Origin of the sequence: Escherichia sp. E.sYA108, assembly GCF_011754335.1 — a bacterium.
Lineage (GTDB): Bacteria > Pseudomonadota > Gammaproteobacteria > Enterobacterales > Enterobacteriaceae > Escherichia > Escherichia coli.
Genome location: NZ_JAAQVZ010000001.1, coordinates 2,601,609 through 2,621,304, shown reverse-complemented (window position 1 = coordinate 2,621,304; position 19,696 = coordinate 2,601,609). Strand labels below are relative to the sequence as shown.

The following is a 19,696-nucleotide window of genomic DNA, read 5'->3' as shown; positions in this document are numbered from 1 at the left end:
ATAGATTATATGACATCTCCATCTTCGACAGCCGGAAAGCCTTGTGTGGAATGCGGCATACCTGATCCATGTATTTTTGATGTTATTAGTGATTTTCCAGAGGCCGGCGAGAAACATTTCTGGTCAAAAGAAGGAATGGCGCGTTTTAAGCTACTGGACGATGGTTTTGGATGTGATGGTATAATTACCATTACCTACCAGTGCGACAACAGTGGGACACATGAGGCATGGTTAGAGGAAGAATCAGAAAACAGTCGTAAGATACTGCAACCTTTTGGAAAACCCAATAATGTTACATTATATTATGAAGGTTTCAAGGGTGGAATGAATATCATTGATGCGTTTCATTCTCCGTGGGAGTATCTGAGTTCAATTACCATGCCACATGATGTTCTTTATGAACCAGCACATTACACAGTCAGAATTGATAGCTGTTACGAGCACAACTCCTATGTCGAGATTAAGGTTTATCCTTCATTAGAAATTCGGTTTACCACAGGGCTTAGTTATGAGATTTCGTCATCACAACAGACACGAGCGGTAAAAGATCGACGTGATGAACGGAGAAAAGCTCGGGAGGCGATGGAAGATACAAAACCTAAAGATAAAAATAAACTACGAAGCGGATGGACAAATACAACCGCTGAGTTTGAGTTGTTTCACAAGACATCTCTTACCGTTGAACTGGGATTAAAAGTCGCTAATGTTGAATATACACACAAGTATGTAGAGGAAATAAAAAAACTCAGACAAATAAAACAACTGGAGCAGATGAGTAGAATAGATGCGCTGATTAAAAGCATTAACAAATACTTTGCGCCAGATCCTGACAACAAAGATGGTACGCGTAAATATGCGTTATTCAGTGCAAAAATAGAACCTGTCACACTGGGGATTTCTTATGCTTATCAATACACTGATATTAAAGATGGTCCGTGCCATTTTTATGGTCTATATGGTGCTCCATTTTTCAAAGCATCATTCCGATTTGATATCATCTCATTTATATGTGCATACTGCAAAATGGAAGATCTGGTAAACCGATGCCGTGAATATCTCCGCAAGCATGGAACCAGTGTTGAATGCTATATCGAAATTTCACCGGAAGTTAATCTCGATCTTGGGGCTGTATATTCTCAAAAAGATAAAGCATGGGAATTTAACACTAAAGAAAGCAATATTAAACTTGGTTTGAAAGGTGAGGTTAGTGCAACATTTGAGACGAATGTTTTTGTCGTGAAATTGAAATCTGAGGTTGGTGCTTCTATAGAAGCAAAAGCTGGGTTTGGATTTGATAAACGAGATGATGGAATGGATCTTGTTCTATTTCATGATGGAGTGACGGGCGCGTTTAAAGTTAAGGTTGACATATCTCGCGGTGATAAAGATAGAAAAGAGAATAGTGAGAAACCCGAAAAAGAAAATGAACTTAAGTGGCAACTATGTAAACCTTTGGAAGTAGATGACTCACCATTACGGATTAATTTGTATGGTAAGGAAAATACTGTGGAAAAAAAAGTAACGCCAGTGACGCAGTGGCAGATAGGCACTGATTATTGAACGGCGAAGAATGAATCAAATTAAAGATAATAAGGTAATTATGAAAATAAAAAATTTAATATCAGTCATTTTACTATCAGGAGGTATTATGGGGACTGGATTGTACTCGAGCGATAACCATCAAAAAATCCGCAGCAGGTTTAATATACAGGAATCATATTGTGCCATTAAGACTAATGGTGTCCTTGGATTCAGCAACCGAAAGGATGTATTGCGAGAAAATGGTGATTCAACCGGAACCACCAGTTCCAGCACTAATGCCATGATGCTGATGGAAAATGGTGAAAATGAAATCAGTCTGGAGATTGGGGCGTTAAGGTGGTTTTCTGATAAACCTGCCAGTACCGAAGAACGAGGGCATTTCTCCCAAAAAGCAGGGTGCAGTCTGGATTTGGTTCGTTTTGTTAAGCAGGAAGAAACCATACTTTCTTCGATAAAGGTGACCATCAACCAGCAGGGAATACCTGAAGCGCAGCCAGACAGCATGCATCCTGTTATCCGAAAAGAGATTCTGGCTGAGCAGGCAGAACCCGGATTTATTGATCCAGACTATTTTAATGAAACTTATTTCCCGAAAGGGATGAAGGTGTATCAATTTACACAAAAGGTCTCGGTGGCGGGGCTTCCTGAATGGGCCTGGACGCGAGCTACGCCCTTTACCGGAAGCGATGAACAGTTACAGAAGCTAAAAGCAGCCTATATCGAAATGGCTGCAATTATTAGCAGCGGGGACAGGGCACGTCTGAAAGCTTCTCACAAAGAGGCACTGAAAGCCTGGTCAGTCACAACCGGTGACAGTGAGGATGAAATATTGCTCTCGCTCTATCCAAAAGAAGAAATAGAAGGCAGGAAAGCCAGAATGCAGCCCATCAGATGGGGCGATTACGCTATCCGGGTTATGAATAATGGACGTATGGTGCAGCTATATAATAAATCGAAACCAACATATTCTCCGCTGACTTATCGTTTCATAGATGAAGATGGTGATGAAGTTATGGGGTATTACGCTCCGGTATTTTCGCTGATTGATGGTCAGTTTATCCCTGTCACTTGATTAACCTGTTGGGCTACAAATCAGGATGTCCGGTAAGGTGATTATTGCTGAGTTAAGCACCTTACCATTTTTTTAATTTTTTGTCGCTGATATTCCAGACAGGAAAACAATATGCCTTTAGCTGCCAGATTAAACGACAAAGGTACCCAGCATGATGGCTACCGTGAGACAGTCATCATTGCGGCTTCATCGACGGTATTTATTGATGGATTACCTGCCGCCCGCCAGGGAGATCCGCTGACGCCGCATGATAAACCGAAGCATCCCCCTCATCCCCGAAAAATCGCCAGAGGCTCGTCAACCGTCTTTATTGACGGCCTGCCCGCCGCCAGAACCGGTGATGCTATTGACTGCGGCGGCGTGGTTATTGGTGGCGGTACGGTAAATATAGGCTGATATGTCTGAGAGGTATTTATGTCCTTAAAAGGTCTTCGCTTTACGCTGGAGGTTGACGGCCAGGAGCCGGACACCTTTGCAGTGGTGAATTTCAGGTTAATCCAGAACCAGTCTTATCCGTTTGTGATGAGTGTGGATGTCGCCAGCGATTCTTTTATGCAGACGGCGGAGATGCTGCTGGAGAAGAACGCAACGCTGACTATCTGGCAGGGCGTCATTCCGCAGCGTTATGTCACCGGCGTGGTGGCGGGGTTTGGTATGCAGGAGAACAACGGCTGGCAGATGCGTTATCACCTGCGTATTGAGCCGCCGTTATGGCGGTGCGGGCTGCGGCGGAACTTCCGTATCTTCCAGCAGCAGGATATCCGGACGATATCGGCCATGCTGCTGAACGAGAACGGCGTCACAGAGTGGACGCCGCTGTTTTATGAGGACCATCCGGCGCGGGAGTTCTGTGTCCAGTACGGGGAAAGCGACCTGGCGTTTCTGGCGCGGCTGTGGGCGGAGGAGGGGATTTTCTTCTTTGAGCGGTTTGCGGCGGACAGTCCGGAGCAGAAGCTGACGCTGTGCGACGATGTGGCGGGGCTGTCACAGGCGGGGGAGCTTCCGTTTAACCCGGACACATCGGCAGGAGCGGAGACGGAGTGTGTCAGTATGTTCCGTTATGAGGCGCATGTCCGCCCGTCATCGGTGCAGAGCCAGGATTACACGTTTAAGGTGCCGGACTGGCCGGGGATGTATGAGCAGCAGGGTGAGAGCCTGAACGGACAGCTTGAACAGTATGAAATATTTGATTATCCGGGAAGGTACAAGGATGAACAGCACGGCAAGGATTTCACGCTGTACCGGATGGAGAGCCTGCGCAGTGATGCGGAAAAGGCCACAGGGCAGAGTAATTCGCCGAAGCTGTGGCCGGGAACGCGGTTTACGCTGACGGGGCATCCGCAGAAGATGCTGAACCGTGAATGGCAGGTGGTACAGAGCATTCTGTCAGGAGACCAGCCGCAGGCGCTTCACGGCAGCCAGGGGAGAGGAACCACGCTGGGCAATCAGTTAGAGGTGATACCGGCGGACCGGACGTGGCGTCCACGGCAGCAAAGCAAACCGAAGGTGGACGGGCCACAGAGCGCCATTGTCACCGGTCCCGCAGGAGAGGAAATCTTCTGCGACGAACATGGTCGGGTACGGGTGAAGTTTCACTGGGACCGTTATCACGGGATGACGGAGGAGAGTTCGTGCTGGGTGCGTGTGTCGCAGGCGTGGGCGGGGCCGGGATTTGGTAATCTGGCGATACCGCGGGTGGGCCAGGAGGTGATTGTTGATTTTCTGAACGGGGACCCGGACCAGCCGCTGGTCATGGGCCGGACGTACCATGAGGACAACCGTTCGCCGGGGGACCTGCCGGGAACGAAGACGCAGATGACGATACGGTCGAAGACCTATAAAGGAAGCGGTTTTAATGAGTTGCGCTTTGAGGATGCGACGGATAAGGAACAGGTCTATATCCACGCGCAGAAGAACATGGACACGGAGGTACTTAACGACCGGACGACGGATGTGAAACATGACCATACGGAGACCATCGGGAACGACCAGAAGATAACGGTGGTGAAGGGGCAGACGGTTCAGGTCGGGACCAGAAAAGAAGGGGGCCACGACCAGAGTATCACGGTGGCGAATGACCGGCGCATAACGGTACGCAACGACCAGACGCTGAAGGTGACGAACGACCGGACGGTGAGCGTGAGTCATGATGACGGCCTGTACGTCAGAAATGACCGTAGGGTGACGGTGAAAGGGAAGCAGGAGCATAAGACGACGGGGAACCATGTCAGCCTGGTGGAGGGAAAGCACAGCCTGGTGGTGAAGGGGGACCTGGCGAGGAAGGTGAGTGGCGCGCTGGGGATAAAGGTGGACGGGGAAATCGTGCTGGAGAGCAGCAGCCGGATAAGCCTGAAAGTGGGTGGTTCGTTTGTGGTCATCCATTCAGGGGGCGTGGACATCGTCGGGCCGAAAATCAATCTCAATAGCGGCGGTAGTCCGGGAACGCCGGTGCCGACGCTGCAACCGACGGTGCTGAAGACACCGGGGGGTGAGAAGAGTGGTGATGGCAGTGACTCCGGAGAAGAAAATGAAGACCCTGGAGGGAGCGGCTTGGCCGGAAGTGGTGGTGGTGATCGAGGTGACGATGAGGATGAACCTGAAAAATATACTCTCCAGTTCCATTTTACAGACGATGACGGGATACCGTATTCAGAAATACGCTACATTGCCTTCTTTGAGGACGGTGCGCAGATTCGCGGTGAAACGGACAAGGACGGGTATACAGAAGTTTTCTCTAGAACCAATGATGCAAATGTAGAAATTAAACTGTTAACTAATGATTATTATATATTTGAGGTGAATTGTAATGAGCACCAGTAATAACATGGGTAGAACCACACAGGCTCAACCAAAGCCCGGTGTAAATGTCTGCATAGTAAAAAAAGAAATAACTAATAAATTCAATGAGATTATTACCAATGCTTTGGCTGAACAACTAGTTGTTTTAAATAAAAGAAAAAAAGACTTATATAGATGGGAGGAGACAGAAAAAAAAGAATTTCTTGATATTTTTGGGAGAAATGAGATTGAGGCTAATAAATGGCTGCTGAGAGGCGTTGAGGCAATGATATTAGTCAATCAGAGAGTGAAAAGCAATTGTTTTAAATATCAAGGTGATGAATGTATTTTTGCCAAAGTGCAGGGAGGGATTAGTAGTGAGAATCCTGTTATTGTAGGCCCTAAATTTTTTCATGCCGCGGTTAAAGGATACGATTCCCAGGTATCCACTTTATGTCATGAGTTTTCACATTTAAGCGAAGTTCTGTATACTGACGATTTAAGCCCTCCGGGTAAAAATGCGGAAACAACATCTGCTGAAGAATACAGAGAGCATGCGGAAAATCTTGTAAAAGCTAAAAGTCGAGATGTAATGATAAATGGATATAACATTGAACGTTACTTCGAATAAGATTATTCATTGCCTTTATATCACAACCTTTACGCTAATGTTTTTCAGCACAAATTTGAAAGGTGAAAATTATTTAATACCCAAAAAAAATGCTTATGGATCGTTAGTGTTCGCAGAAAAGAAGCATGAACATCCGGGTGTTTATGATTTATTTCAATCAAACAAATTCATTACAAAAGATACGACATACTTTGATCTAACTCCTGATTATGCAATGAGTAAAAATGAAAATATTATATTGCAACAAGAAAATCAAGTTTTCTTGACTCTTTCAGTTGAAAGTGTCAAAAAAAATATTATAGCGATAGTTAATGTTTATAATGCTCATGATGGCTATTTGTATATTTATAAAAAGAATATACCTTATAATGGTAAGGATTTATGTGATAAACGTTTTTTAATTACATCATATGATGTAATTCTCGATTATCTGGGAGGATGGTGTAATTATGGACTGGATATGTCATCTTCTGCGTGGCTTGAGATACCACCTAAAAGCAATTATACATATCAAGTTAATTTAAATGACTACTACGTTTTTTTACCAGGCAAGCATCGCTATAACGTTGGTACTTTTGAGCATCTTATTGTAAGAAGTAATTGGTTCAGGAATGAAAATATAAACACGGCAATGTTTAATATTTTAAACCAAAGTCATCCTAAGAAAAAAATTGATGATTTATTATATAATCTTGATCTCTATGGGGCAAGACTAGGTGTCTTTTTGAGAAGCAATGAAGTTTCGTTATTAATCGATGGGGATGAACTTGACTCTCTTTATAGCAAGTAAGCAAAAATACATAATGGTAAGCCATCGATTGATACCTGGCGGTAGTTTAGGCGTTAATTATTGGGCGGATAAAGGATGTAGTTTGTCACATGCCAGAGAAGTTACACGGCGAATAAACCCAGCAGCAGATGGCTTCGATTTAGTACGTTGGCCAGCATTTGAGCATTCTTGATATGTATTGAATGATGAAATAACCCCCCCACTTAATTACATAAGGATTGTTTAAAACAATGGGGTTTAGAAAAACAATAATCACTTCGGTAGGTTTGATATTTATTTCATTCTCTTTTGTGGCAAAGTGCTCTCAACTCAAAAATTTGAATAATTACTCAGTGATGCTTTGTGGAAAAGTGTCAAATAATATCCTGGATGATATTGGTGGTTATAAAGAAAGAAATATATTAATGCTGCGAGCTATAAAAAAATCATAATAATGACAATCGTAAATATTATATTTTTCTATTCCTTTCAATCGACTGCGGATGAAATGGTTTTAATAAAAAAATACGGGTTTGGGCTTGAGAGAGATATCAAAGGAAGGCCATTAATTTATCCTATCGAAAATTATGATGAGTGTAAGAAAAAATGCAATCATATGAATTATATAGCGGATGTCAATGCTCAATTAGCTATGAGTAAAAAAAATAACAGGATTTTTGCTAACATAACCTTTACTAACAATAGCTCTACCACGTATTTTTTTTCTAAATATTATCTACCTATGAAAGTAAAAGATGGAAAAGGAGATGAATATGATGCGATATGCAAAAAACCATTCAGAATCAACTCTGGGAATATCACGTTGGACTACTTAGGTGGTTCATGTCCTTTTGAAATTAATACGAATCCTGAACGGTGGAATACTATTAAACCAGGTCGTAGTTTTTTGTTGAGTATAACCTTAAATGATATGTATGCCTTTATACCAGGAGATAATTATTATTTTATAAAATCATCTGGCTATAAATTTGTTAATGACAAGTGGTTTACACTCAAATCAATCAATAATATTTTTCTTTATTTTTTAAATTTAAAAATTAATTGTGCTGATGATTTTTTTGATATTAATAATTTTACTACATGTAATAATTTGTTATTGGATGAAAAAAACACTTTTTTATTAATCAGTTATGGGCAATTGAGGATGAAAAAAATTCTATTTACGTCACCCCTGATGAAATTTCTATAAGTATAGACGGCGATAACTTAAAGTTGCCATATTAGGAATATGGGAAAGAACACGGTGCGCCGCTTTTTTGCACTAAATAATTTACATTTTATGTTCAATAATTGATACTAACATGTTGGATATTAAAGGTGAAATTATCACAACTGATGCGATGGGTTGCCAGAAAGATATTGCAGAGAAGATACAAAAACAGGGAGGTAATTATTTATTTGCTGTAAAAGGACATAAGGAGCGGATTAATAAAGCCTTTGAGTGAAACTTCCGCTGAAAATTCAGGTTAACCGCGTTCCATGCAAACAATTTTCAAATATTCATCAATAAATAAGGAGTTCCATGTTTATACGACCAGTCAAACCTTCAGATGTTGAACCATTAATGGATATGCTGCTTGACAGGGATCAATTTGATCAAGATGGCCTTCATCATGTACAAAAAACACTAACACATTATTTCTCAGGTCAATCTGCCGATTTATGGTTTAGTGCAGAACACTTGGGACTGGCAGGGATTGCCTACTGTGCTTCTGAAATGATGACAAATGATGTCTGAAATTTATTAATGCTCTGGATCAGTCCTTCCCATCAGCGCCAGGGAGTGAGACATCTGCTGATTAACGAAATAGAAAAGAGCTCACAATTAAACAGGCAAGACTACTATTAGTAGAGACCGCCAGCCATATCGATTTTAGTGCCGCCCGCGCATTTTATACAAAACAGGGCTTTATCAATGAGGCGATAATACGCAATTACTATGATGTTGGTGAGGATAAATTAATCTTCACTAAAAATATGCAATCGTGAGATAAAATATGCTTTAACTCATATGGAAACATTGCTTAAACAACTTGGTTGCTGCATATGATTCTTTAGCCCGCCGTAACTCGCTTACCACTGGTAACAAACGTGCCAGCACCTAAATGATGCAACGTATTGAGCTTATCATCATCAAACTGCCAGCGGCCTTCGACAAATACCCGTGCGTCTGCCGCTGCTGATACCACTTCGCCAAATAGCGTATCGTATTTTTCTTGCGCGGAAGTTGCAGGTAGCAGGCGACACTCCATCCACGCCAGACATTTTTCCTCGACCAGCGGCAAACCAAGCACCGGGCCTCTCACTACCGGAATGCCGTAGCAATTAAATTTATCTTCTTCACGACCCGACACACTTCCCACCGCCCACGTCCAGTTAGTCGCCGCAACGCCCGGGATAACGATGCCAAACTTACCGTTACGTTCAATCAACTCCCTGGTCCATGTCGATTTATCTACCACAATCGCCACGCGTGGCGGTTCAAACTCTACGGGCATCGACCAGGCTGCTGCCATAATGTTACGCCGCTGGGATTGCTCATCGAAACTGGTGATCATGACAGTTGGGCCATGATTTAACAGACGGCTGGCATGGTGTAATTCGACGGGAATGAATTGGCTCACGATATCGCCTCGCTATGAAGGGTGTTTTAAAAGCGTAGCTCGTAACGCAATAAGTAACGAAATTAACGGGATTGGCGATTTGCGAACGTGATGCATGTCCGCGATCGCACAAAATAGCCAGTGCGGCGTCTATTCCAGGTTATAAGTTGAGAAAACCACTAAGGGAAACGCCTGATGACGCCCATTCTGAATCATTATTTTGCCCGTATTAACTGGTTGGGAGCTGCTGCGGCCAATATTGATACGCTGCGTGCATTGCACCTGAAACACAATTGCACCATTCCGTTTGAAAATCTCGACGTTTTGCTGCCGAGGGAAATACAGCTTGATGATCAATCGCTGGAAGATAAACTGGTGATAGCCCGTCGTGGCGGTTACTGTTTTGAGCAGAATGGCGTGTTTGAGCGGGTGTTACGCGAGCTGGGGTTTAACGTTCGCAGCTTGTTAGGTCGCGTAGTGTTATCAAATCCGCCAGCATTACCGCCGCGCACCCATCGTTTGCTGTTGGTGGAACTGGAAGGGGAAAAATGGATTGCTGATGTCGGTTTCGGTGGGCAGACGCTAACCGCGCCGATTCGTTTAATGCCGGATATCATGCAAACCACGCCACACGGAGAGTATCGGTTGTTGCAAGAGGGTGATGATTGGGTATTGCAGTTTAATCATCATCAGCACTGGCAGTCGATGTACCGTTTTGATCTCTGCGAGCAGCAACAAAGCGATTATGTGATGGGCAATTTCTGGTCGGCGCACTGGCCGCAGTCGCATTTTCGCCATCATTTGCTGATGTGTCGCCATTTGCCGGACGGTGGCAAGCTAACGCTGACCAATTTTCATTTTACCCATTATGAAAATGGGCACGCAGTTGAGCAGCGAAATCTACCAGATGTGGCGTCGTTATATGCCGTGATGCAGGAACAGTTTGGTCTGGGCGTAGATGATGCGAAACATGGCTTTACTGTGGATGAGTTAGCGCTGGTGATGGCGGCGTTTGATACGCACCCGGAGGCGGGAAAATAATTTATGTCAGGTTGCCGGATGTGGCGTAAACGCCTTATCCGGCCTACATTAGTCCGGTTGTAGGCCTGATCAGCGAAGCGCATCAGGCAACGGCATCAAAAATCAATGGCCCATTCAGCATGGAATAGAATCACCGCCGTGCCGGAAATGGTAACTTTCTCCGGTTGGTTATCTCGAATTGTCACCGTCACATCAATTACACCATCACGCCCCAATGCGCGCCCCTGATGGCCTTTAACACGCAACACGTTGCCATCGTGGGATAATACGTTGTGATGTACTAACCATGCGCCCATCGGACCATTGGCATTCCCGGTCACCGGATCTTCCACAATACCAATCGCAGGCGAGAACATGCGACCGTCGGTTTCGCTTTTGCCTGGGCGGATCTGGAACGGGAAGAAACCATTGCAGCCAATCTGCTTGCTGATTGCGGTCAGCGCAGCAAGGTCAGGCGAAAGGGCGTCGATATCCACTTCCGACTTCAGTGGAATCATCACTTTTGAGTGTCCTGTTGTTGCCACCTGAATTGGCAAGCCTGGCAGAATATCGTCCTCAGTGAGATGAAGCGCGTTGATAATCGCTGCACGTGTTTCACCTTCCAGCGGTGGCTCAAAGCCCGGCGTACCTTGTTCCAGCGAAATACGATAATCATCGTTATGCTTTTCGATAGTCACGCGGTGTTTTCCTGCCAGCGACGTTTGCCAGACCGTGCAATTTCCCAAACCTAATACCTTTGCACGTACATAGTGCGCAGCCACCGTCGCGTGACCGCAAATTGGCGCTTCAACCGTTGGCGTAAAGTAGCGGATGCGCACATCGCTGTCGTCGCTGTGCAGCAGAAAAGCAGTTTCCGAATGACCTAACTCGCGGGCGATAAGCTGCATTTGCGCTTCACTGAGATTATCGGCGGGGAAAACAACACCGGCAGAATTGCCGCGAAACGGTTGAGAGGTAAAAGCATCGACGTGGTAAACCTGCGGTTTCATTAATGTTCTCCTGTGGCTGGAGAACTATCATAGCCTGCAAGTGGCCGGAGAGCGAAGGGCTATCCGGCCCGCGTGAGAATTAACGCCGCGAACGCACAATCTGATACCGACGAGTAAAGTACTCAAACGGCGCGCTCCAGACATGCACCAGTCGGGTGAACGGGAAGAGCAGGAAGATGGTCATTCCAAGCACCAGATGAACGCGGAATATAAAGGCGACACCATCAAGATGCGTAGATGCACCGCCCTGGAAAGTGACAATGCTTTGCGCCCAGCCCACCAGCTTCATCATTTCACTGCCGTCCGGATGTTGTGCTGAAAAAGGAATGGTGGTTAACCCAAGAATGCACTGAATTAACAAAATGGCGAGGATCAGGATATCCGCACCAGAAGACGTCACCCTGATACGCGGATTTGTTAAACGACGCACCAGTAGCCCCGCACCGCCAATCAGCGTCAATACCCCGCATATTCCGCCGAGGATCATCGCCATCTGCTGTTTTACCGCCACCGGCAGAAACCACGCGTACATCCAGTGCGGTGTTAACATGCCGAACAGGTGCCCGAAGAAAATCCCCAAAATGCCGATATGGAACAGATTCGACCATATCACCATCCCACGTTTATCGAGCATCTGGCTGGAGGCGGCGCGCCAGGTATACTGCCCGTAATCGTAGCGCAGCCAGCTTCCAAGGATAAAAACCGTGCCACACAAGTACGGGTAGATATCATAAAAAAAGACGTTCAGATACTGAATCATTTCCCACCTCCCGCACTGATGTCGACATACTGCGGCGCGACATCCTGGCTAAAGCGTCGCTGATATTGATTAAGCGGCGAGCTGTCACACGCCGTGGCGTTATCTTCAATAAACTTCACCTGTTCCTCTTCCCACACCGCATCCAGCGCCTGGCGGGTGTCATCGCGCTCCTCACTGTTCACCTGTTTTGTGACACTGTCACTTGAAAGTGTACTTCCTGCCAGTTGCAACAGGGTGTCAAATAACGCGTACCACGGTGCCTCGCGTTGTTTTAAGCGTCCGCCAAGCAGGGCGAGGATCGGCGCAACGTTGAGCAAGCCTTCTTTCGCCTGATCGTCCGGCAGTACGCTTAAGTACTCCAGATACAGTGGTAGATAATCGGGCAGTTCTCGACAATCCAACTGCAGGCCGACCTTTTCATACTCCGCCAGCAGGTCCACCATTGCCTGGCCGCGATCGCGGGACTCGGCATGAACATGTTCGAACAGCAGCAGCGATGTGGTACGTCCACGGTCAAACACTTCGCACCATTCGGCCTGTTTATCCAGCAGCGGCGCGTTAAGCAGGTTGCGGGTAAAATCCGTAAGCATCGGCGCGTCGCGGCGGATCAACGCCAGCGCGTCCTCCTTACATTCCCACAACAGCTCGTCCGGATATTCCATCAACAGGCCGATCACTTTGAGGATCTGCATTATTCGCCCTCCGCTTTGTCGCGCACTTCGGTGATGTTGATGGCATCGATACGGCTACTGTTGAACAGGTTGAATTTGCTGTCCGAGCCATGGCAACCGTCGCCAAAGGTAAAACCGCAGCCGTTGCGTTCAGCAAAGGCATCGCCCGCCATTTCCCGATGACTGGTTGGAATGACAAAACGGTCTTCATAGTTGGCAATGGCGAGGTAGCGATACATCTCTTCGACCTGGGCGACGCTCAGGCCTACTTCGTCAATGGCGCGGGTATCGGTAACGCCTTCCACGGTTTGTGAACGCATATAGTGGCGCATCGCCATCATCCGTTTCAGCGCCCGCAGTACCGGACCGGTATCGCCGGCACTCAACATATTGGCGAGATATTGCACCGGAATACGCAGGCTTTCGATGGCGGGCAGCACGCCTTCGCTTTTCGGCAAGCCGCCCGCATCAGCGTAAGACTGAATCGGTGACAGTGGAGGAACGTACCAGACCATCGGCAGGGTGCGGTATTCAGGGTGCAGCGGTAACGCCAGTTTCCAGTCCATCGCCATTTTGTAGACTGGCGAACGCTGGGCAGCTTCAATCACGTTTTGTGGAATACCTTGTTTCAGGGCTTCTTCGATCACTGAGGGATCGTGCGGATCGAGGAACACTTCGCACTGGCGTTCATAGAGGTCAACTTCGCGCTCGGTGCTCGCCGCTTCCTCAATGCGGTCGGCGTCGTAAAGCAGCACGCCCAGATACCGGATGCGACCCACGCAGGTTTCGGAGCACACGGTGGGTTGGCCTGACTCAATTCGTGGGTAACAGAAGATACATTTTTCTGACTTGCCGCTTTTCCAGTTGAAGTAGATTTTTTTGTACGGACAACCGCTAATGCACAAACGCCAGCCACGGCATTTATCCTGATCGATCAGCACAATGCCGTCTTCTTCGCGTTTGTAGATAGCGCCGCTGGGGCAGGTCGCTACACAACTGGGGTTAAGGCAGTGTTCGCACAAGCGCGGCAGATACATCATGAAGGTGTTTTCAAACTGCCCGTACATCTCCTTTTGCATGGCCTCGAAGTTGCGGTCGCGGGCTCGTTTTTCAAATTCGCCGCCCAGCAGTTCTTCCCAGTTTGGGCCCCAGATCACTTTGTCCATCCGTTTGCCGTCAATCAGTGAACGCGGACGGGCTGTGGGAATATGTTTGCCTTCCGGCGCGCTATGCAAATGTTCGTAGTCGAAGGTGAAAGGTTCGTAGTAATCGTCAATCTGCGGCACTACCGGGTTGGCGAAAATTTTGGTTATTACGCCCATCTTGCTGCCCAGACGCGGGCGTATCTTGCCATTCACATCACGCACCCAGCCACCTTGCCACTCATCCTGATCTTCCCAGTTTTTCGGATAACCAATGCCCGGTTTGGTTTCGACGTTGTTAAACCATGCGTACTCCATGCCTTCGCGTCCGGTCCAGACGTTTTTACAGGTCACCGAACAGGTATGGCAGCCGATACATTTATCGAGGTTAAGCACCATGCCGACTTGCGAACGTATTTTCATTTTTTCGCCTCCTGAACCTGATCGCGACCTTCATCATCCAGCCAGTTAACGTTCTTCATTTTGCGGATCATAATGAATTCGTCGCGGTTCGAGCCGACAGTGCCGTAGTAGTTAAAGCCCCAGGCCAGCTGCGCGTAACCGCCAATCATATGCGTTGGTTTCGGGCAAACGCGGGTAACCGAGTTATGAATGCCGCCGCGCATGCCAGTTACTTCCGAACCAGGAATATTCATAATGCGTTCCTGGGCGTGATACATCATGGTCATGCCCGGCGGTACACGTTGGCTGACCACCGCGCGGGCAGTCAGCGCGCCGTTGGCGTTAAATACTTCCACCCAGTCGTTATCGACAATGGTCAGTTCTCGGGCATCGGTTTCGCTGATCCAGACAATCGGTCCACCGCGAGAGAGCGTCAGCATTAGCAGGTTTTCACTGTAGGTTGAGTGAATGCCCCATTTCTGGTGCGGCGTCAGGAAGTTAAGGGCTTTTTCCGGGAAGCCGTTTGGCGGTATCTGGCGCATTTCACTGACGCTACGGGTGTCGATAGGCGGGCGATAAGCCACCAGACTTTCACCAAAAGCACGCATCCACGGATGATCCTGATAGAGTTGCTGGCGTCCCGACAGCGTGCGCCACGGAATTAACTCATGAACGTTGGTGTATCCCGCGTTATAGGAGACGTGATCGCTTTCCAGACCAGACCAGGTGGGGCTGGAGATAATTTTACGTGGCTGTGCCTGAATATCGCGAAAGCGAATCTTCTCGTCCTCTTTGTGCAGCGCCAGATGGGTATGTTCGCGTCCGGTGATCTCGCCCAGCGCTTGCCACGCTTTGACTGCAACATGGCCGTTGGTTTCCGGTGCCAGTGCCAGAATCACTTCTGATGCGTCAATGGCGGTGTCAATCAGCGGACGCCCCTGTGCCGGGCCATCACGCTTGGTGTAATTAAGTTTACCGAGGAAATCGATTTCATCCTGGGTATTCCACGAAATCCCTTTACCGCCGTTGCCAAGTTTGTCCATCAATGGCCCGAGCGAGGTAAAGCGTTCATAGGTAGCAGGGTAGTCGCGCTCCACCGCCACAATATTCGGCGCGGTTTTGCCTGGAATCAGATCGCATTCGCCTTTGCGCCAGTCGAGCACTTCACACGGCTGTGAAAGCTCTGCCGGGGAGTCATGCAGCAGTGGTTGTAATACCACGTCGGTTTCTTTGCCGAGATGCCCCACGCACACTTGCGAAAAGGCTTTAGCGATACCTTTGTAGATTTCCCAGTCGCTGCGTGATTCCCACGCCGGATCGACCACCGCAGAAAGCGGATGAATAAACGGATGCATATCCGAGGTATTCATATCGTCTTTTTCGTACCAGGTGGCGGTGGGCAGAACGATATCGGAGAACAGGCAGGTACTGGACATGCGGAAGTCGAGCGTCACCAGCAGGTCGAGCTTGCCTTCAATCGCCGCAGTTTGCCACTCGACTTCTTCTGGTTTGATCCCGTCGCTGGCACCGAGTTCCTCGCCCTGAATCCCGCTTTCGGTCCCCAGCAGATACTTCTGCATATACTCGTGGCCTTTGCCGGAGGAGCCAAGCAGGTTAGAACGCCAGACAAACAAATTACGCGGATGATTGCTGCCGCTATCTGGTTGTTCGCAGGCCATACGTAAATCGCCCGATTTCAGCGCCTGGGCGGTAAATTCTGTGGGGGATAATCCGGCCTTGTCGGCTTCAGCTTTCAGGGAGAGCGGGTTACGCCCCAGCTGCGGCGCAGAAGGGAGCCAGCCCATACGTTCGGCGCGAACGTTGAAATCAATCAGGTGACCGCTGTATTTACTGGCATCGGCGAGCGGTGAGAGCAATTCCTGCGCGGTGACTTTTTCATAGCGCCACTGGCTGGAGTGATTGTAGAAAAACGAGGTGCTGTTCATCTGGCGCGGTGGCCGGTTCCAGTCGAGCGCAAAGGCCAGAGGCAGCCAGCCGGTTTGCGGGCGCAGTTTTTCCTGACCGACATAGTGCGCCCAGCCGCCACCGCTTTGTCCGACACAACCGCAGAAGATCAGCATATTGATCATCCCGCGGTAGTTCATGTCCATGTGATACCAGTGGTTAACACCTGCGCCGAGAATAATCATCGAGCGCCCATGCGTTTTATGGGCGGTATCGGCAAATTCACGGGCGATGGTTTCAATATACTGGCGCGGAACGCCGGTAATTTGCTCGCCCCAGGCAGGGGTATAAGGTTTGATTTCAGCGTAATCTTTCGCGCTGTTTTCATCTTCCAGCCCGCGATCGAGGCCATAATTCGCCAGTACCAAATCATAAACGCTGACGACCGGACAGGTGTTGCCATCGGCTAATGTCAGGTTTTTAACGGGCAATTGGCGCACCAGGACCGGATTGTGTTTTACGCGGCGAAAATGCGGATTTTCAATGCCGCCAAAGTAGGGGAAGGCCACGCCTGCAACGGCATCATGTTGACCGAGCAGAGTTAACGACAATTCGGTTTCCGTACCGGCGGCAATGGATTCCAGATTCCATTTGCCTTTTTCTCCCCAGCGAAAACCAATCGAACCGTTAGGCACCACCAGTTCACCTGCGGTATTAACTGCCACGGTTTTCCACTGCGGATTATTGCTTTCGCCCAGTCCATCCACCAGGTCAGATGCGCGGACCATGCGCCCGGGAACGTAGCTGCCGTCGTCGCGAGGTTCCAGCATTACCAGCATAGGCATGTCGCTGTAGCGGCGGCAGTAGTTGATAAAATAATCGCTGGGATTATCGAGATGAAACTCTTTTAAAATGACATGGCCCATTGCCATTGCCAGGGCACTATCAGTGCCTTGTTTCGGTGCCAGCCACTGGTCGCACAATTTGGCCACTTCAGAGTAGTCAGGGGTAATGGCGATGGTTTTAGTGCCTTTGTAGCGTACTTCGGTAAAGAAATGGGCGTCCGGCGTACGTGTCTGCGGTACGTTAGACCCCCAGGCGATGATGTAACTGGAGTTATACCAGTCGGCAGATTCCGGTACGTCGGTTTGCTCGCCCCAGGTCATCGGCGAGGCGGGCGGCAGGTCGCAATACCAGTCGTAGAAGCTTAAACAGGTGCCACCTAACAGCGACAGATAACGTGTTCCGGCGGCGTAAGAAACCATCGACATCGCCGGGATCGGCGAGAAACCGGCAACGCGATCCGGGCCGTAAGTTTTGATGGTCCAGACGTTAGCAGCGGCAATCAGCTGGTTTAGCTCCTGCCAGTTGGAGCGGATAAAGCCGCCGCGTCCACGTACTTGTTTGTAGCTCAGGCACTTTTGCGGATCGTTCATAATCGATGCCCACGCCAGTACCGGATCGCTGTGTTGCTTGAGGGCTTCGCGCCACAGTTCAATCAGTCGTTTACGAATGAGCGGGTATTTCAGGCGGTTAGCGCTGTAGAGATACCAGGAGTAACTTGCGCCACGCGGGCAGCCGCGAGGTTCGTGATTTGGCAGGTCAGGGTGAGTGCGCGGGTAGTCGGTCTGTTGGATTTCCCAGGTCACCAGACCATTTTTAACGTAGATTTTCCAGCTACAGGAGCCTGTACAGTTAACACCGTGGGTGGAACGCACGATTTTGTCGAACTGCCAACGCTGGCGATAGCTGTCCTCCCAGTCGCGGTTGCTATGCATCACCTGTCCGTGACCATCGGCAAAGGTTTCGCCCTTTTGTTTGAAGTAGCGAAAGCGATCCAAAAGTTTACTCATGACATAACTCCTGCTCCAGGAATGAATTGGGATCTGATGCCTTGTCGGATGAGACACGGTTGTAGCCTGATAAGACGTGTCAGGCATCGATCTCTTATTTTTGGCTGAACTTCCGCCGACCATAAATCAGCCAGGTCAGTAGCACACAAACGATGTAGAAGATTAAAAACACTTTCATCGCGCCCACCGGAGAGCCGGTCATATTGAGCGACATGCCAAACGCCTGCGGAATAAAAAAGCCGCCCACTGCGCCAATGGCTGAGATAAAGCCCAGAGCGGCTGCCGTTTCGGTGACGGCTTCTCTTTGAGCTTGCTCATCACTACCGCCTTTCATCTTCACCCGATAAATTGTTATCTGGCGAAAGATGACGGCGATCATCTGGAAAGTAGAACCACTTCCCAGACCCGCGGTCAGAAACAGCCCCATAAATACGGCGTAAAATGCGATGAAATTACCGGAGCCTGTGCCCGGTAAGGTAAGGAACAGCAGGGCGCTGAAAATCGCCATAAAAATGAAGTTGATCAACGTTACCCGCACGCCGCCGAATTTATCGGAAATAGCACCACCAACCGATCGCGCGATGGCACCGATAAATGGGCCAAAGAACGCCAGGCGCAGAATATTCACATCCGGGAACTGGGTTTTTGCCAGCATGGCAAAACCCGCAGAAAAACCGATAAACGAACCGAAGGTGGCAAGATAAAGCAGGCTCAGCAGCCAGAGATGCAGGCGTTGTAAGACAGGGAGCTGGTCGGCAATTGAGGCGCGTGAACTGGCGATATCATTCATCCCTGACCAGGCGGCGATCGTGGCAATCGCCAGTAATGGTACCCAAATCCATGCGGCATTCGCCAGCGACATCACCGAACCGTCGGCCTGCGGTACGCCATTGACGCCGAGAAAGGCAAATACGGGGACAAAAATGACCAGCGGTGCAACCAGCTGCATCACACTTACACCTAAGTTTCCTAATCCGCCATTAATCCCAAGAGCGCTCCCTTGTTTGGCTTTTGGAAAGAAGAAACTGATATTGCCCATGCTCGAAGCAAAGTTCGCACCTGCAAAACCGCATAGCAAAGCGATAACGATAAATATCCCAAAAGGAGTATTCGGATTCTGCACGGCAATTCCGAGCCAGACGCAAGGAATAATCAGGATTGCAGTACTAAAAACCGTCCATCGGCGTCCACCGAATATAGGCACCATAAAGGAGTAGGGAACACGCAATAATGCGCCAGAAACGGAGGGTAATGCGGTTAATAAAAAGAGTTGATCGGTAGTGAAATTAAAACCGATTTTATTGAGATTAACAGTAACTGCGCTAAATAGCATCCAGACACAGAAGGCAAAAAGTAGGCAACTGACTGATATCCAGAGGTTTCTTCGTGCAATATGCTTTCCTTTATTTTCCCAGAAGGCCGGATTTTCTGGTTTCCAGTCGCGTAAAAGATAACGACTATTTTTCTCATTTTGCAGTGCCATATTGTTCCTCACATGCACACATTGGTAATGAAAA

The 19,696-nt window shown here is 48.2% G+C and carries 16 protein-coding genes and 1 pseudogene; 10 read left to right on the top strand and 7 right to left on the bottom strand.

Annotated elements, in window-relative coordinates; translation table 11 throughout:
* The first annotated feature begins 9 nt into the window (after positions 1-9).
* The 9 genes and pseudogenes from HBM92_RS12355 to HBM92_RS12315 all read left to right on the top strand — a co-directional run bounded on the left by HBM92_RS12355 (position 10) and on the right by HBM92_RS12315 (position 8,551).
* Positions 10-1,560, top strand: a complete 1,551-nt coding sequence (locus tag HBM92_RS12355) for a hypothetical protein (RefSeq protein ID WP_001529091.1) — start codon at positions 10-12, stop codon at positions 1,558-1,560.
* An 88-nt stretch (positions 1,561-1,648) separates the two neighbouring features.
* Complete coding sequence (locus HBM92_RS12350; protein ID WP_000536612.1) at positions 1,649-2,614, top strand: hypothetical protein; 966 nt, start codon at positions 1,649-1,651, stop codon at positions 2,612-2,614.
* Positions 2,615-2,725: 111 nt separating this feature from the next.
* The gene (locus HBM92_RS12345; protein WP_001127502.1) at positions 2,726-3,010 is read left to right on the top strand and encodes a type VI secretion system PAAR protein; all 285 of its coding nucleotides are present in this window, start codon (positions 2,726-2,728) and stop codon (positions 3,008-3,010) included.
* Between the two features lie 18 nt (positions 3,011-3,028).
* A complete protein-coding gene (locus tag HBM92_RS12340) occupies positions 3,029-5,434 on the top strand; it encodes a type VI secretion system Vgr family protein (RefSeq protein WP_000053640.1) in 2,406 nt (801 codons plus the stop codon).
* Positions 5,421-6,023: a peptidase M35 gene (locus HBM92_RS12335; RefSeq protein ID WP_000107952.1), complete on the top strand. Its 603-nt coding sequence runs from the start codon at positions 5,421-5,423 to the stop codon at positions 6,021-6,023. The genes HBM92_RS12340 and HBM92_RS12335 overlap by 14 nt, the downstream gene beginning before the upstream one ends.
* A 106-nt stretch (positions 6,024-6,129) precedes the next feature.
* Complete coding sequence (locus tag HBM92_RS12330) at positions 6,130-6,813, top strand: hypothetical protein (RefSeq protein WP_223931539.1); 684 nt, start codon at positions 6,130-6,132, stop codon at positions 6,811-6,813.
* Positions 6,814-7,246: 433 nt separating this feature from the next.
* Complete coding sequence (locus HBM92_RS12325; RefSeq protein ID WP_001704047.1) at positions 7,247-8,002, top strand: hypothetical protein; 756 nt, start codon at positions 7,247-7,249, stop codon at positions 8,000-8,002.
* 109 nt (positions 8,003-8,111) lie between these two features.
* Positions 8,112-8,255, top strand: a pseudogene (locus tag HBM92_RS12320) (ISAs1 family transposase); the annotation flags it as partial.
* 80 nt (positions 8,256-8,335) lie between these two features.
* Complete coding sequence (locus HBM92_RS12315; RefSeq protein ID WP_000470661.1) at positions 8,336-8,551, top strand: hypothetical protein; 216 nt, start codon at positions 8,336-8,338, stop codon at positions 8,549-8,551.
* A 316-nt stretch (positions 8,552-8,867) separates the two neighbouring features.
* Here the strand turns inward: HBM92_RS12315 and HBM92_RS12310 are convergent, their stop codons facing one another.
* Complete coding sequence (locus tag HBM92_RS12310; RefSeq protein ID WP_000077285.1) at positions 8,868-9,437, bottom strand: flavin reductase family protein; 570 nt, start codon at positions 9,435-9,437, stop codon at positions 8,868-8,870.
* 174 nt (positions 9,438-9,611) lie between these two features.
* On the opposite strand from HBM92_RS12310, the gene nhoA reads away from it, so the two are divergent.
* Positions 9,612-10,457: an N-hydroxyarylamine O-acetyltransferase gene (gene nhoA, locus HBM92_RS12305; RefSeq protein ID WP_000187876.1), complete on the top strand. Its 846-nt coding sequence runs from the start codon at positions 9,612-9,614 to the stop codon at positions 10,455-10,457.
* Between the two features lie 95 nt (positions 10,458-10,552).
* Here nhoA and HBM92_RS12300 read toward each other — a convergent pair whose 3' ends face one another.
* The 6 genes from HBM92_RS12300 to narU form a co-directional block, all read right to left on the bottom strand.
* Positions 10,553-11,446 (bottom strand): PhzF family isomerase, encoded by an 894-nt coding sequence (locus HBM92_RS12300; protein WP_000804368.1) that lies wholly within the window; start codon positions 11,444-11,446, stop codon positions 10,553-10,555.
* A 79-nt stretch (positions 11,447-11,525) separates the two neighbouring features.
* Entirely contained in the window at positions 11,526-12,206 is a 681-nt protein-coding gene (narI, locus tag HBM92_RS12295) for a respiratory nitrate reductase subunit gamma (RefSeq protein ID WP_000617129.1), read from the bottom strand.
* Positions 12,203-12,898 carry a nitrate reductase molybdenum cofactor assembly chaperone gene (gene narW / locus HBM92_RS12290; protein WP_001166367.1) on the bottom strand — a complete coding sequence of 232 codons (696 nt, stop codon included), beginning with the start codon at positions 12,896-12,898 and terminating at the stop codon, positions 12,203-12,205. Before narW ends, narI begins: the two co-directional genes overlap by 4 nt.
* Positions 12,898-14,442: a nitrate reductase subunit beta gene (gene narH, locus HBM92_RS12285; RefSeq protein ID WP_000702529.1), complete on the bottom strand. Its 1,545-nt coding sequence runs from the start codon at positions 14,440-14,442 to the stop codon at positions 12,898-12,900. Before narH ends, narW begins: the two co-directional genes overlap by 1 nt.
* Complete coding sequence (narZ, locus tag HBM92_RS12280; RefSeq protein WP_001304379.1) at positions 14,439-18,179, bottom strand: nitrate reductase Z subunit alpha; 3,741 nt, start codon at positions 18,177-18,179, stop codon at positions 14,439-14,441. Before narZ ends, narH begins: the two co-directional genes overlap by 4 nt.
* 94 nt (positions 18,180-18,273) lie before the next feature.
* Positions 18,274-19,662, bottom strand: coding sequence for a nitrate/nitrite transporter NarU (narU, locus tag HBM92_RS12275; RefSeq protein ID WP_001207887.1), 1,389 nt, complete (start codon positions 19,660-19,662; stop codon positions 18,274-18,276).
* Between the last annotated feature and the right edge of the window lie 34 nt (positions 19,663-19,696).

What these genes read in the sequence shown, in the direction of transcription:
- narU (WP_001207887.1), bottom strand. Translation starts at nt 19,662, where the DNA reads ATGGCACTGCAAAATGAGAAAAATAGTCGTTATCTTTTACGCGACTGG.
- narI (WP_000617129.1), bottom strand. Translation starts at nt 12,206, where the DNA reads ATGATTCAGTATCTGAACGTCTTTTTTTATGATATCTACCCGTACTTG.
- HBM92_RS12340 (WP_000053640.1), top strand. Translation starts at nt 3,029, where the DNA reads ATGTCCTTAAAAGGTCTTCGCTTTACGCTGGAGGTTGACGGCCAGGAG.
- narH (WP_000702529.1), bottom strand. Translation starts at nt 14,442, where the DNA reads ATGAAAATACGTTCGCAAGTCGGCATGGTGCTTAACCTCGATAAATGT.
- narZ (WP_001304379.1), bottom strand. Translation starts at nt 18,179, where the DNA reads ATGAGTAAACTTTTGGATCGCTTTCGCTACTTCAAACAAAAGGGCGAA.
- HBM92_RS12350 (WP_000536612.1), top strand. Translation starts at nt 1,649, where the DNA reads ATGGGGACTGGATTGTACTCGAGCGATAACCATCAAAAAATCCGCAGC.
- HBM92_RS12325 (WP_001704047.1), top strand. Translation starts at nt 7,247, where the DNA reads ATGACAATCGTAAATATTATATTTTTCTATTCCTTTCAATCGACTGCG.
- HBM92_RS12335 (WP_000107952.1), top strand. Translation starts at nt 5,421, where the DNA reads ATGAGCACCAGTAATAACATGGGTAGAACCACACAGGCTCAACCAAAG.
- HBM92_RS12300 (WP_000804368.1), bottom strand. Translation starts at nt 11,446, where the DNA reads ATGAAACCGCAGGTTTACCACGTCGATGCTTTTACCTCTCAACCGTTT.
- narW (WP_001166367.1), bottom strand. Translation starts at nt 12,898, where the DNA reads ATGCAGATCCTCAAAGTGATCGGCCTGTTGATGGAATATCCGGACGAG.
- HBM92_RS12345 (WP_001127502.1), top strand. Translation starts at nt 2,726, where the DNA reads ATGCCTTTAGCTGCCAGATTAAACGACAAAGGTACCCAGCATGATGGC.
- HBM92_RS12355 (WP_001529091.1), top strand. Translation starts at nt 10, where the DNA reads ATGACATCTCCATCTTCGACAGCCGGAAAGCCTTGTGTGGAATGCGGC.
- HBM92_RS12315 (WP_000470661.1), top strand. Translation starts at nt 8,336, where the DNA reads ATGTTTATACGACCAGTCAAACCTTCAGATGTTGAACCATTAATGGAT.
- nhoA (WP_000187876.1), top strand. Translation starts at nt 9,612, where the DNA reads ATGACGCCCATTCTGAATCATTATTTTGCCCGTATTAACTGGTTGGGA.